At 67.5% G+C, this 14,273-nt stretch carries 11 protein-coding genes; 3 read left to right on the top strand and 8 right to left on the bottom strand.

Features of this window, described 5'->3' with window-relative positions; all coding sequences use genetic code 11:
* Positions 1-10: 10 nt before the first annotated feature.
* Entirely contained in the window at positions 11-463 is a 453-nt protein-coding gene (locus FHS28_RS23395) for a hypothetical protein (protein ID WP_088454387.1), read from the bottom strand.
* A gap of 557 nt (positions 464-1,020) precedes the next feature.
* Between FHS28_RS23395 and FHS28_RS23400 the strand changes: the two genes are divergently transcribed.
* Complete coding sequence (locus FHS28_RS23400) at positions 1,021-4,023, top strand: di-heme oxidoredictase family protein (protein WP_088454386.1); 3,003 nt, start codon at positions 1,021-1,023, stop codon at positions 4,021-4,023.
* Between the two features lie 228 nt (positions 4,024-4,251).
* Here FHS28_RS23400 and FHS28_RS23405 read toward each other — a convergent pair whose 3' ends face one another.
* From FHS28_RS23405 to FHS28_RS23435, 7 genes are read right to left on the bottom strand one after another with little or no spacing between them, the layout of a single operon-like run.
* Positions 4,252-5,343 (bottom strand): AAA family ATPase, encoded by a 1,092-nt coding sequence (locus FHS28_RS23405; protein ID WP_088454487.1) that lies wholly within the window; start codon positions 5,341-5,343, stop codon positions 4,252-4,254.
* The gene (gene pnuC, locus FHS28_RS23410; protein ID WP_088454385.1) at positions 5,301-5,858 is read right to left on the bottom strand and encodes a nicotinamide riboside transporter PnuC; all 558 of its coding nucleotides are present in this window, start codon (positions 5,856-5,858) and stop codon (positions 5,301-5,303) included. The genes FHS28_RS23405 and pnuC overlap by 43 nt, the downstream gene beginning before the upstream one ends.
* On the bottom strand, positions 5,855-7,204 hold the full coding sequence (locus FHS28_RS23415) for an AMP-binding protein (RefSeq protein ID WP_088454486.1): 1,350 nt from the start codon (positions 7,202-7,204) through the stop codon (positions 5,855-5,857). Before FHS28_RS23415 ends, pnuC begins: the two co-directional genes overlap by 4 nt.
* Positions 7,205-7,209: 5 nt before the next feature.
* On the bottom strand, positions 7,210-7,788 hold the full coding sequence (locus FHS28_RS23420; RefSeq protein WP_088454384.1) for a hypothetical protein: 579 nt from the start codon (positions 7,786-7,788) through the stop codon (positions 7,210-7,212).
* Between the two features lie 54 nt (positions 7,789-7,842).
* Entirely contained in the window at positions 7,843-9,738 is a 1,896-nt protein-coding gene (locus FHS28_RS23425) for a vWA domain-containing protein (RefSeq protein WP_246410512.1), read from the bottom strand.
* Entirely contained in the window at positions 9,738-10,724 is a 987-nt protein-coding gene (locus tag FHS28_RS23430; protein ID WP_246410513.1) for a hypothetical protein, read from the bottom strand. The genes FHS28_RS23425 and FHS28_RS23430 overlap by 1 nt, the downstream gene beginning before the upstream one ends.
* 16 nt (positions 10,725-10,740) lie before the next feature.
* Complete coding sequence (locus tag FHS28_RS23435) at positions 10,741-12,354, bottom strand: AAA family ATPase (RefSeq protein ID WP_246410514.1); 1,614 nt, start codon at positions 12,352-12,354, stop codon at positions 10,741-10,743.
* A gap of 80 nt (positions 12,355-12,434) precedes the next feature.
* Between FHS28_RS23435 and FHS28_RS23440 the strand changes: the two genes are divergently transcribed.
* Entirely contained in the window at positions 12,435-13,925 is a 1,491-nt protein-coding gene (locus FHS28_RS23440; protein ID WP_088454383.1) for a C25 family cysteine peptidase, read from the top strand.
* Positions 13,915-14,193, top strand: a complete 279-nt coding sequence (locus FHS28_RS23445) for a hypothetical protein (RefSeq protein ID WP_088454382.1) — start codon at positions 13,915-13,917, stop codon at positions 14,191-14,193. Before FHS28_RS23440 ends, FHS28_RS23445 begins: the two co-directional genes overlap by 11 nt.
* The last annotated feature ends 80 nt before the right edge of the window (positions 14,194-14,273 follow it).

Below are 14,273 nucleotides of genomic sequence, written 5' to 3' on the forward strand. Positions count from 1 at the left end.
CGCGGATCGGCTATCCATCTGACTTGCTGCCATCGCCTCCTGCTGGACCCATCTCCTGCCGCAAAGCCACCGCCAGCGGATGCTCAGGTCCCGCGCGCGTTTCCACAGCTGCCAAAAATCCGGGTAGATCCGCGAGCAGCAAGGGAACCGTGATCGGAAGCGGCGATGCCGGGACCGGCACCTTCAGATAACGCATCCGCATCAGCGCCCCCGCCGACACCTCCGGAATGTCGCCCCACTTGACCGTCTTGTACCCACCCCACAGGTTGAACCCCTGCAGCGCGTCTGGCAGCACCCGCACAGGAAACGCCAGCACCACCAGCGCCTGGATCACCACCAGCAGCGCCCCCAGCGCAAGCGGCAGCACGGTGGCCTGAGCCAAGCCCTGCAACTCCACGCTGCCGAGCGTCCGCCACTGCGCCACCGCCGCCACTCCAACATTTGCCACCAGCAGCACGCCCACAAACCACGCACAGGGGCGGAGCAATGGCGCCAATCGAAGACGAAAGGTCAAAGGGCCAGCGGGCAGGTGAGACATCGACATGTTGCGCGGATTGATTTCGGCGCGATGTTAGAGGGGGTCCAGGCAGTCAAGCGTATCCAGACCCATCAGCTTCGCAACAGCCGGTGCGATTTTTCACTTCCGCCTCCCGCAGCGCGGTTACGGCGTGAGCGCGCTGAATCAAAGTACCACCCTGCGCGCTAATCGCCACATTTGCGCGCCCACCATCCTCACCGCCCGCTCCTCGCCACAACACCTCGCGACGATGCCGACCATTCCAGCGTCCTGAACTGACACTATTTGTCGGCCCTGACAAAAACCGGCGCTCCCACCCGCCGCCCACCGGCACCGGTTTGGTTCCTCCCAGCCCCGCCACACCGCGCTCCGGCACTGGTAGACACCAGTTTGTGACCAACCGCAACCGGCACGCTCCCTGCAATTCATACATCGACCACGTCCCACGGCCAGCCACCCTGGCTCCCGGGATTCACCGTTTCTTCGGACTTGCAGGAGCGCCCATGCGCAACAACGTATCAGACACCGACCACAAGTTGGCGTGTCCGCCGCCCCCCTCCCTCGCGCGTGGCCTGGTGGCCGGCGCCGTCCTCGCCTTGAGCGCCGTCGGTGTGCTCTCCGGCTGCGGCGGAGGCTCGTCGCCGTCCTCAACGGATACCAATCCCTCCAGCGGCACCCCAGCGCCCGCGCCGATTCCGGCTCCCGCGCCTGCGCCCACCGCCTCCGGCCCGGAGACCGAGCCCGAACTCCCACCCACCACGGCCCCGTCGCCGTCCACCGGCACCCTGCCAAGCGGTGGCGGCACCCTTTCGCCTCCGCTGCCGCCGACCCTCCAGCTCCCTTCCGGCGTGGACCTGAGCAAACCCGGCGCCACCATTCAAGGCGTCAAAGCCACCTCCAGCGCCGTCGAGAACAACAACAACGGTCCGGACAAGGCCGTCGACGGGAGCCTGACCACCCGCTGGGCCAGCACCCAGGACGACGCCGCCTGGATCCAGTTCGACTTCGGCGCCAAGACTGCTCTGGGCTACATGCAGCTGGTCTGGGAGAACGCCTATGGCAAGGAATACGCCATCCTTGCCTCGGATGACGGTCAGACCTGGTACCAGCTGCGCTACGTCGCTGGCGGCAAGGGCGGCACCGAAGAGTTCTTCAATCTGAATGCCAACGTCCGTTACGTGAAGATCCAGGGCGTCGCCCGGGCCACGCAATACGGCTATTCGCTGTTTGAAGTCAGCTTCAAGTCCCCGGGCAGCGACAACACGCTGGCCGCTGTGACCACCTCGGCACTGCCGACGCCGCCCGTCGGCGCCACCATCATGACCCCCGCCATTCCGGCGCCGCTGGAACAGGTGCAGTTCACCCTGCCGGACGGCACGCTGGTGACGCGCTTCGGCTTCGTCGGCCGTTCCCGTCACGCCCGCGAGCGCGGCGAGGACTGGGCAGAAATCGGCTACGGCACCAACGACACCGTCGATGCCAACGGCAAGCCGCGCGACAAGGGCCCCGGCGCCTATCTGAACTTCATCGCCAACTACTTCAAGAACCGCACCTGGGGTGTGGAGTTCATCGACAACAGCCGCGTGGCGGGCGTCACCAAGCCGCGCATCATCATCAACCAGTATTACCAGCAGGCGCAGCGCGGCGGCGGCCATTCGTTCTTCCGCCGCTTCGACGATCCGGGCGTGACCGGTTATGGCTGGATGTCCCCCGGCCAGTTGCTGGACCCGACCACCTACACCGATGGCTTCAAGGACCTGACCTCCTGCCCCGTGGTGCCCAAGCCGCCCGAGGGCGCACTGCTCAAGCCCAACACCGGCTACAACGGCGTCATCGGCGCCAATGACGGCTGCTCGGTGGTGCTGGACAACGTGCCCGGCCATCGCGATGTCGGTCCGGACGCCAACGGCGTGCTGGTGCCCACCACCACCGTGGCCTCGCGCAGTCTGAAGGTCGGGGATGCCATCGAGTTCACCGGCTCCTTCTTCTCCAGCCGCGCCGCCATGGATGCCATTGGCGACAACGGCAACTTCCGCTACTACACCAATGAAGTGACCTATGTGGTGGGCAGCGGACTGCGGCCCTGGTATGGGGTGCAGCCGCGCCTGATGAATGCGCCGCTGCCGGAAGAGACGCTGCTGGGCGGGACCGGCTCGATCTCCTACGACTACGCCGACAACGCCACCTTCATGTTCCAGCAGCCGAGCACCCAGATCGGCATGCAGAACATGCAGCGCTTCACCGAAGGCCGTCGCTGGATTCATACCAACATGTGGACCGGCGATCACAACGAAGCCGGCAACGACCGCAACACCGCGGCCGTCGGCCTGCAGGGTCCGCGCTTCAACCAGTCCACCTGCTTCGCCTGCCACATCAACAACGGACGGGGCCTGGCACCGCAGGTGCTGAACCAGCGTCTGGACACGATGGCCGTGCGCACCGCCGCGCTGGATGCCAATGGCAAGCAGGTGCCGCACCCGACCTATGGGCTGGCGGTGCAGATGAACGCCCGGTCCCAGACCACCGGTGCGCTGCAGGACTGGGGCATGAGCGTGCGCGTCGCCGGCTTCGACACCAAGACGGTGACGCTGGCCGACGGCACGGCGGTGACGCTGAGCAAACCGCGGGTGGCCTTCGACGGCCCGACGCCCTCGGTGTATTCGCTGCGTGCCGCGCAGCCGATGATCGGCATGGGTCTGCTGGAAGCGATTCCGGATGCGGACATCCTGGCCCGGGTGCGCAGCACGCCAGATGAAGACGGTGTGAAGGGTCAGGCCAACCTGGTCTATGACCCGGAAACCGGCGCTGTCCGCGTGGGCCGTTATGGCTGGAAGGCGGCCAAGGTGAGCCTGCGTCATCAGAGCGCCAATGCAGCGCTGCTGGACATGTCGGTCACCTCGCCGCTGTACCCGAACCGTGACTGTCTGGCGGGTCCTGCCAAGTGCGACAAGAACAAGGTGGAGAAGGGCCTGTCCGAAGCGGACCTGCAGCTGATCACCCGGTATGTCGCGCTGCTGGGCGTGCCGGCGCAGCGCAGCGTCACCAGCGGCTTCCCGAAGGGCGTGACGCCGCTGCCCTACCTGGACGTGAATCCGACCGAAGTGGCCGCAGGCGCCAAGGTGTTCTCGTCGATCCGCTGCACGGCTTGCCACGTGGCGGAAATGAAGACGGGCCTGGGCACCGAGCTGACCGAGAACCGCAACCAGACCATCCGTCCCTATACCGACCTGCTGCTGCATGACATGGGCGCCGACCTCGCCGACAACCTGGTCGAGTCCCAGGCCGCGGGCAACCAGTGGCGCACGTCGCCGCTGTGGGGCATCGGTTACACCGAGTATGTGGCCGGCACCGGTGTGAAGGTGGGTTACCTGCACGACAGCCGCGCCAGCACCCTGACCGAAGCCATCCTCTGGCACGGCGGGGAAGCCACCGCGAGCCGCCAGCGCTTCATCAACCTGAGCACGGCGGATCGCAAGGCGCTGATGGCCTTCTTGAACTCGCTCTGATCGGGTCAGCGTGAGGCGAGGGGAGCCGCGGCGAGCGTCCCGGCTTCTCTCGACACGCTTCCAACGTAAAACGGCGACTCTGCCCACAGGCGAGTCGCCGTTGTCATCAGTGCCTGTCGTTTTTGTCGCCGAGCGTCCTTCAAACAGTCGGCGCCCGCACCAATAAGAACCCCTCACTGGCACACCGCGCTCTCGTCGGGGTCAGAGGCAGGGGCGCATGGCCTGTGCTCAAGGCTGGAGCGAAAGCCGGATGGCGCCCAGGGCCTGCGACACCCGTTGCTGCACCGACCCCGACACCACCAGGAAGGGCAGCCCTCGCGACGCCAGCTCCTGCGCATACCGGGCCTGCTGCATCTGCCGGAAGCTTTCCGTCTGGCGGGTGCCGTCCTGCTCGAACGGCACGTCGGTGTCGCAGAGCAGCGTGAGCGTGTAGCGCCGCTCGGCCAGCGCGGTCAGGGCCGGATCCACGCGATTGAACATCCATTCACTGTAGAGCCGTGTCGTCAGCGGGGTGGTGTCACAGACGAGGCAACCCTGCGCCTGCTGCGCCAGCGCGATCTCGTGCGACACCTGGGTGCGACCGATCAGCGCCATGTCCTCGAAGCGCAGTTGCCCGTCCTGCTGCTCCCATAAGGTCCGGCCAAATTCCGACACCCACACGGTGCCGAGCGCCTCGGCCAGTGCTGCCGCCAGCGTCGACTTGCCGGTGGACTCGCCACCCAGCAGCGCGATGCGGGGCATGAAGTCGGCGTAGACCTCCGGACTCAGCAGGTGGCGGTGCGCCAGCGGGTTCTGCCGCACCTGGGTGCCGGACACAGGAATCTGTGCGCGAGACTGGTCCACACAGACATGCTGCACCGGCGCGCCAAACACCTGCGACAGCACGGCCGCGAAGCCGTCGCCATAGGTCTCGCTGGTGAAGACCGCCTGCACCGGTCCGTCGAACAGATCCAGCATCAGTCGTGCGACGAAGTGGCGGTGCACATCCTCCGGCGCGTCGTCCAGGGGAATCGTCCGGGGGGCAACACTGCGCGCACGGCACAGGCGAGCGAGATGATCGTTGTCCAGCACCTCGCAGCGAAGCCCCGGAAACCGTGCCGCCAGCCACGCCGCGCGACGGTCCCGCCCCAGACCCGCAAAACCCGGTTCGGTGTAGCTCACCACCACCAGCTCGTCGCACTGCGTCTGCGCGCGCCGGATCAGCAGCTCATGGCCGAGGTGAAGAGGACAGAACTTGCCGACCACCAGGCCCCGCATGAAGCGGGGACCTGGCGCCGTCACGCCCGCATCAGTCGCCGCCACTTCCACCACCCGAACCATGCGTTGAGCCAGTACGCCGCATACAGCGCGGCGGTGACCCACAAGCCGCGGCTGGCATACAGCGGCACCGACAGCGTGTTCACTAGCACCCACACCGGCCAGTTCTCCAGCCGGCGCCGCAGCAGGAACACCTGCGCCACCACACTCAGTCCCAGCACGGCGGAATCAAGGAAGGGCGCGTAGGCATCGGTCATCCGCGCCAGCAGCCAGCCGTAGCCGCCGGTCACGATTCCCGCCAGCAGCACGGCCGCCGTCCATTCGCCCCGCGTGGTCCGGCTGATGGGCACCGCATGGCCGGCCCGGCCCTTGAGCCAATGCCACCAGCCCATCACGCTGGTGATCAGGAAGAAGCCCTGCAAGGTCACGTCGGCATACAGCGCCACCCGGAAGAAGGTGACTGCAAACAGCAGGCAGCCGAGGATGCCGGTCCACCAGGTGTGCACGCTGTTGCGCGCGGCCAGCACGATGGAGAGGGTGGTCAGCGCACTGGCCGCCAGTTCGATCGGATCAGTCATGGCCCGCAGGCCTCCAGGTCGGATGTGTATTGCAGCACCTTGTCATCGGCGTGCAGGGGTTCAACGGTCACAGGCAGCGGGCCGAGCAGATGGGCGAGGGCGGCGGTGAGGGCGGGTCCGTGGTGCAAGGCGGCGGGCGTCAGACGGAGTCGCAAGGCGCCATCGTTGCCCTGATGCAGGGCATATTGCGTCAGCGGCCAGGGCGCCAGCGCGTGGGTCACGTCGATGTTGTTGATCCAGTCCCCACCGGCCGACCGGAAGCGCACGGGCGCGCGTCCCATCAAACCTTTCAGCACCGGACCTTCGTCGGTGTGCTCCAGCGCGGCGTGGTCCCCGGTGCGGTAGCGCAGCAGCGGCAGGCAGAAGTTGAAGCCGCCGGTGAGGGTGATCTCGCCGCGTGCACCTTCCGGCACCGGCCGCCCCTGGGCATCGAGGATCTCCACATACAGCCGCGGCTGTAACAGCAGATGGCCCCGCAGCGCTTCGTCGTAGACAGCGATCGGGCCCGCCTCATTCATCGAATACAGATCCAGCACCGGACAGCCGAAGCGCTGCTGCAGGGTTTCACGAAGGCCGGGCGAGAGCGTCATGCCCACCGACAGCAAGGCCCTCGGCCGCGTACGCAGCGGCAGCGTCAACAGTTCGCCGAAGGACAACGGGTCCCCGGCGATCACCTCGGCATCCAACGCGTCCAGATAAGCCGTCCGGTCATCCGGATGGCGCCAGTCGTCGGGATGCAGGTTGATCTTGGCCAGCCCCGATTCATCCATCAGCGGGGTGACGCTGACATAGGTGAAGCATCGCTTCTGCACGCCCAGCAGCACCACGCCCACCTGACCGCGCCCATGCCTGGGCTCGATGCCCGCACGCCGCAGCGCCCGCAGGTGAAACGCCAGGTATCGCGACGCGACGACCGGATGGGAGGCAATCAGCAATGGCGTGCCCGTCGTGCCGGTGGTGCGGAAGTTGATCATCCGGTCCAACGGCACCGGGTCCGGCACATACCGGGCAATGTCGGTAGCCAGGTCCGCGCGACGGGTGGTGGGCAATGAGGTGAAACCGCCCGACAGCGTCGGTAGTTCCCGATACGCCGGCACCTCGCGGCAGGTCTGGGCGACGAAGTCCGGCAGCCAGTCCGGCACCCCGTCACCTGGCCAGCCGACGCGCGCCGTCTTCACCTCATCAACGAATCCACGCAGCGCCTGCACCTCGTCGGCCAGCAGGCGGTGGCCGCTCTGGTTGGTGTAGCGGGGCGCCGCGGGATGTTCCCGCAGGAAGTCCAGCATGCGCTGCCCCGCCTCGGTGAGCGTCGGGCAGAAGGCCAGGTCTTCCGCACGCAGAGGCATGCCGGTCACTCGCGCGTCCACTTGTCGGCAGAGGCCTCGGCGGCCTTTTTCACCAGCGCCTCGCGGATCTCCCGCGCGCGTGCTTCGGCGGCACGGCTGGCTTCCAGCAGGCGGCGGCGCTCGGTGGCGCTCAGGGCGGACAGGCGGTCGGCGGCCTGCGCGGCCGTTTCTCCGTCGGGGCGCAGATCCAGGCGCGCCAGCATCACCCGCACCAGTTCTTCACGGCGGTCCGGATCTTTCAGATAGGTGGTCACCGGCGCCAGGCCCGACAGCTCGCGGGCGGTGTCGTCCAGCAGGCGGAGCAGCGGCTCGGGTTGCAGTGGGCTGCCAATCAGGCGCTCGTCCGCCAGCAGCCAGGCCAACACCAGCGTCATGCGCAGCCGGGGCGCGTCCGCCGCGCTGCCTTCGAATCGGCGCAGGTCCTGCACCGAAGCGCGGCCCGGGCCCTGCGCCAGCAGGTCGTTCACCACCGCGGCCACATGCACCAGGCCGCCGCGGTCGGTCCGCGGGTCGTCGAGGAAGTCCGGCGGCAGGTCCGTCAGACGGCGCAGCAGGATGTCGAGGGGGGGACCGGGTAGCAGCATGGGAAGGGATGCATCGGCACGGCGAAAGCGCGCGCCTTGAGGGTGAATTGTCGGTCAGCCGTAATGCTTTTTGGCGAAGCGGCGCGCAAACGCCATCAGGTCTTCCAGGTCGCGGATGGCCTGCACCTCCCAGCCCTGCTCACGCTGCGCGCGGCGGATCCAGTCCAGGGCCTTGGCCTGCCATCCGCTGGTCTCCTGCTCCCAGCCTTGCGGCAGTTGAAGCGCCATGCTGCCGCCGCCGCCCGCCGCCATCAGCGCCTTGGCGGAAATGTCCCAGCCGGAGTTGCCACGCTCGTCCTGATCGAACATCGTGCTGATGCCGTCGTCAGAAATCATCAGCACATGTGCCAGCCGCTCGCGCGGGCGACCGGTCAGGTAGGTGTCGCGCAGCCGGTGGATGGGGAAGGCGGTGCCGCCGCCGTAGAAGCCGGTGAGGATGCGAAGAATGGCCGCTTCGTCGCGCACAAAGCCGTCGGTGTGCATCACCTGCTGCTTGCCGCTCCACAGCGTCACCTGCACCTTCGCCCCGGCCCGCAGGGCGGAGAGCGCAATCACGGCACCGGCCAGGCTCGGGTACGACACCTGCACCTGCGGATTGGGCATGGAGCCGGAGCTGTCCACATACAGGTCCAGATCGATCGGGGATTGCACCGGCACCGGGCTGGGATCTTCGCCGTAGTGGCGCTGCACCGTCGTCACACCCGGGATCACCCGGGGCGACACCAGCACGCTCTGCAGCGGGTCGATCAGGTCCACCGCGTCGCCAATCTCCCAGGGGTCCAGGCCTTCCAGCAGCGGCTCGGTGCGGCCCGGCCGACTGCGCTTCGGAAACGGGACGAGGTGAGGCAGGGCGCGCTCGCGGTAGTAGCGCACGGCCGCTTCGTGGTCATCGATCTTCAGGCCTGCGGCACGCAGCAGCTCGCCGTAGTCGAAGGGTTCGCGGCACTGGCCGGTTTGCGCATCGCTGTTGCCCGCGTCGGTGGGAAGGGTGTCGTCGCCATGGCCTTCCCGCGCGCTGTCGTCGCCGGTGACGGCCGGGTCCAGCGATGGATGGCGTGCGGCCGCTGCATCGCCGGTGATGTCCAGCCCGCCGTAGGGCTCGCAGCCTTCCCCAGCGCTCAGCGTGTCCATCAGCTGCTGCACCGCCTGGTCGGCCCGTTCGGCATCTTCCACCAGGTAGGGCAGCAGCAGCGCGGCAAAGCCGCCGGCGCCGGAGAGCCAGTCCGATGCATACACCCGGACCAGCCGGGCACCCAGCCAGGCGTCGGCGTCGATACCGGTCTCACGCGGACCGGCGCCCAGATCACCATGCGGCCGTTTCCAGAGCTGCTCGTAGATGCGCAGGTACAGGTCCCACACACGGCTGGCCACCTCGGTGGCGCCGGGTGTGCGTTCCCCGGCGAGGCGTCGGTAGACGTCCGCCAGCCGGAGGTCCTCCTGGCGCTGCAGCCGGTCGTTGATCAGCAGGTCCGCATACAGGTTGGCCACCATCGGTGCCTGGCGTTCCAGTGTCGGCAGCCCGGCGCGGATGCGCGCCAGCAGGCGCAGCTGATCCGTCATGTTGCCGGGGATCAGGACATGGTGTCCGATCTCATGCGCGAGGATTTCGACGCCGTAGTCCGCCAGACCGAGATTCACGATGGCGTCCAGGTCGATGACGATGCGCTGGTCCTTCAGGCGGATCATGGCGAAGCTGCCTTGCAGACCCTCTTCAGCGGCCTCGACCCGGCTTTCGCAGAGCTGCGGCATCTGCAGGCGGGTGTAGCGGCTCCACAGGGTCAACGCGCGGGGCCAGTCCTGCTGCCAGCGTTCGAGGACGCTGGCCGTTGCGGATGGCGGAGTGCCCGTCGCGCCAGTCCCGCCGGTCACGCCAGGGGCGCCTGCGGGGGCATTGGCGGCGACTGTCGCAGCCCCGTTGGCCGCAGTGGGGGCAGAGGGCTTGTTGTCCATCACAGTGGCAGCAGTCGCACGGTGTGCGTATAAGGGGACGCCACGGCCAGGGTGTGGGGGCTCGCAGCCAGCACCAGCCCCTCCTGCGGCAGATCGATGGGCACCTCGCGGCCAGACACCACCAGCGTCTGTCCGTGCCACTGCACCGATGCCGGACGCTTCGGCGGCGCGGCGAGGTCGAACTCCTGCGCGGTCGCGGGCATCAGCACGGCGCCACAGGCGTCGGCGATGGCGAGGAAGTACCGATCCCCGCTGCGCACCAGCATGCCGTTCGACGCCACGCGAAGCGCCGGGGGTGCGGCGAAACGCCCGTCGAAGCCGGTGAAGCCACCCAGCGTCCAGCCCTCAGGGCGCGCTTGCGGGCCCGCCCATGGAGACGATGCCAGCGTGCCTCGCCAGGCCTCCACATCGCTCTGTGACGGGGCTTGCAAAGCGGCACGTTGCAGCGCGTCCGGCAAGCTTGCTGCCGCCTGCAGGGCCCCGGGCCGGAACTGCGCGAGGCCCGCTCGCCATGCCAGCACCTTGCCCAGCGCCAGCAGTTGCGCCGGGGTTTCGCTGCCTGGGCCCAGCTGTCGCAGCAGCCCGAGCCATTCCGCCGGGCGGGCACCATCGACCGTACCCAGGTGGACGGCGGCATTGCTCAGCGCCCCCAGCAGATCATGCGGCAGTTCAGCGATCCGCGGCGCAAGCGCCGGCAGCACCTCCCGCCAGAGCTGGTTGACCAGCCGCGATCGCGCGGACGGACCCGCCAGTCCTTGAGCGCATAGCAGCAGGCCGATGTCATAGGCGGCCAGCGTGACCCCTGCGGTGCGCGCCGGCGCCACCGCCTCGACGGCCGACACCACCGGATCCAGCTGCTGCTGCACAAAAGCGGAAAATGCCGCCGGATCGAAACCGGGCGTGCGTCGTCGGGCCTCGTCCACACGCTGGTTGAACTGGCGCCGTCCGGCGGCCAGCACCTGCGCCAGGGGCGGAGAAATCAGCATGTCTTCGCCCCCGCGTTCACTGGGTGCGCAACCAGTGCAGATAGTTGGTGTAGCGCTGATGCAGGTACTTCAGTTTCTGCAGGTCGTCATGCAGCGGGCCGTAGAGCTTGCGGCCCTTGACCAACTCGCCCACCAGCCGCTCGATGGCCGCCAGGCGCTTGCGGGTCTCTGACTCCGACACGCCGTCCAGCCCCGCCGCAAAGGTCTGGGAGAGGCGGCCGACCGGATCGTCGCGATCCAGGTCCAGCCGGTCATATTCTTCGCAGGACAGATCGAACAGACGGCGCAGCCAGCTGAGCCGGTCCGTCCGGTAGGCGGCATGGCCGGGCACCGAGAAAAATGGCGCCTCCAGGTCGGGTTGCAGCTTGTCATGCAGCACGAACGGCAGCATCTGGCGCAGGTCTTCCAGCTCCACCTGGGGCTGGCCCCGGAAGTAGGCCAGGGCCTTGGCAAACAGCAGCAGCGACATGAGGTTGCGCACCGACACGCCATTCATTGTCTGGCAACCCAGGTCCTTGATGCGGTCGCGGCCATTGTCGGCCGCCAGCACCTCGGCCCATTCGACGCCGGAGAGCCGGGCGGTGTCCTTGCTCATGTATTCAAACTGCACACCGGCCGGCTCCAGCAGCTCGAACTGGCTGCAGAAAAACTCCAGCCGGCGACGCACCGGCGCGGGCATCTCCACGGCGCGGATGTGCTCGCCCATCTGGTCGATCTCCTGCTCGGTGAAGATGATCTGGGGCGGGACCATCTCTTCCGGCTTCAGGTTTTCTTCCACCCGCATCTGCAGCTCTTCCAGGAAACGCGGATTGAAGGCCAGCGCCTGGACTACGACGTCAATCCGGTCCCGCAGTGCTTCAATCACCTGATAGGTGCCACCGCCCTGGTCGTCATTGGCGGTGAGATACCAGGCCGACTCCGGACATTCGTAAAGGTGGTTGAGGATCTCCGCATAGTTGTCCCCCATCACCGTCAGCAGCGCGCTCTGGGTGCGGGTGGGAATGCGGTTGTATTCGTCCACGATCTTGACCCGCATGCCCAGCCAGCTGCGCCAGGCAATGCGGATGTCTTCCATGCGCTGCGCATTCACCAGATCGCCGGGCAGGGGATTGCCCAGCAGGTCGGCAATCGTCATCTGCGGATGACCGTGCTGCATGGCGCGACGCACGTCCCGCACCGGGTATCCCGCCAGTACCCCCATCAGCAGCGCACTGGCGGTCTTGCCGCGGCCCGGCCCGCCGACGAAGAGGCATTTGCGCCGGGTGGCAAAGGTCAGCAGCGGCAGCAGGATGAAGCTGGAGTAGCTCTGCGCCGAGGGCAGGGTGAGCGTGCGGCGGGTGTCGCCCACGGTGAAGGCGGTGGGTGGTCCGTCATTGAATTCAATGTCGTAGTGCGGACTGATGATGGCGTGATTGACGATCCAGAAATAGGCTTGACGGAGTTTCTCGTCCAGCGGCAACGCATCGGTCGCGCTGTCCGCGCCGGTGGTGACGGCACCGCGGTAGAGGTCTGCCACGTCAAATTGCCGGGCCGGCGGCGCAGCGCCCGGGTTGGTCGGAGCGCGGGAGATGCGTTTGAAGAGGTCAAAGGCCGGCATGGAACGGGTAGAGCTCAGGGCAATGCTCTGCATTGTGCGGTGTCTGGCGGCGATTGCGGCTGAATGCCGCCGTGTCCACAATCAGGGTTCCAACAAGTCAGGGAGAGGCAGGCATGGACAAGATCATCGTCATGCATCGCGGCGCGCTGCGCGGCAAGTACCGCAGTGAAGGGCTCGCCCGCATCGAAGCAGCATTGAAACAACTGGTGGCGGCGGATGCCCGGCGAGGGCTGGAGACGCAGCTGCTGCCCATCGACATGACCATGCCGATGAAGGCCCTCGGGCTCGGGCCGGTGCAAGGGCTGCCGGATGCGCGCGCCCTCAAGCAGGTGGTGGATGCGGTGGTGAAGGCGCGTGCGCCGCACTACGTGGTGCTGCTGGGCGGCCCGGATGTGCTGCCGATGGTGCCGCTGCGCAACCCGGCCCACGGCGGCGAGCTGGGCGACAGCGACCCGGTGGTGCCCAGCGATCTCCCCTACGCCTGCGACACGGCCTTCAGCACCGATCCCAACCGCTTTCTGGGACCGACCCGGGTGGTCGGCCGCCTGCCGGACCTGCCGGGCGCCAGCAAGCCCGATCTGCTGCTACAGCTGATCCGTGCCTCGGCCCGTCACAAGTCGCTGCCTCGGGAGGATTACCTGACCAGCTTCGGCCTCTCGGCCGACGTCTGGCAGGCCTCGACCCGGCTCAGCCTGACCAACACCTTCGGCCATGCCGATCAGCTGCACCTCTCGCCGCCGGAGGGTCCGCGCTGGACCAAGGCCGATCTGGCGCCGCGCATGCATTTCATCAACTGCCACGGGCAGAAGGACATGCCGGAGTTCTACGGGCAGCAGGGCGATGACTATCCGGTGTCGCACCGGTCCGCCCTGATTCGCGACCGCATCACCGCGGGCACCGTCATCGCCGCGGAATGCTGCTATGGGGCGCAGCTCTTCGATCCCGCGCTGGCGGAAGGTCAATGGCCCATCGCGCTGCGATATCTCGGCGACGGTGCCTGCGCCTACCTCGGCAGCACCACCATCGCCTACGGTCCCAGCGAGGGCAATGGCTCGGCGGACCTGCTGTGCCAGTATTTCCTGCAGCGCGTACTGGCCGGCTCGTCCACCGGCCGGGCGCTGCTGGAGGCGCGGCAGAAATTTGCGGGCGAGCGCACCCATCTGGACCCGATGGACCTGAAGACCCTGGGCCAGTTCTACCTCCTGGGAGATCCCTGCCTCCAGCCAGTGACCTTCGCCGCGCATGCGCTCACCCGCACCAAAGCCTTCCGCAAGGCCTTCGCCGGCGTGCAGGACCGCGGCGTCCGCGGCCTTCGTCGCGAAAAGCTGGAGCGGGACGGCCGCTACCTGGCACGCGCCTTGCCCCCACTGAAGTCCAGCGATCTGCCGCCGTCCTCGGCGGTGCAGGCGGCCATCGAGCCCATGCTGAAGGAGTCCGGTTTGTCGCCGGCCACCTGCAGCCGGGTGAGTTACAGGGTCGTCGGCGCGCCCGGACAGCGGCGGATCCATGTGTTCAAAGGATGGAACGCGGCGCGCCTGCTGGCGCTGGTCGTGACCGAGCAGGACGGCACGCTCCTGCATGTCAGGCGCATGCATGCACGCTGAGTTTCCTCCGAACGCGGACGGTCCCACCTGCTTGTCGGGGCGGCTCGTCCGTGAGGTGATTGACCATGGCAGCAAAAGCGAAAGGCTGGCGCTGCAACTGGTTCTCGAGGACGGGCGGCGGATGCTGCTGCGCCGACAAGGCGCGCATCCCATCCGCGACCCGGTCCTGGAGGCTTTGGAGGGACAGGTCTTGCAGGTGACGGGTGAGCAGCGGGAGGGCTACTTTCTGGTGCGGCACCTGACGCCGTTGCATGACCAAAATCAATAAGCGTGCGCGTGAAGCCCGTGCGGCAGGGTCGGTTAACCGAGACGACTTGCTGCGACAGGGGGGAACGACGTACAAGACTG

Source organism: Roseateles terrae (genome assembly GCF_014192155.1).
Lineage (GTDB): Bacteria > Pseudomonadota > Gammaproteobacteria > Burkholderiales > Burkholderiaceae_C > Roseateles > Roseateles terrae.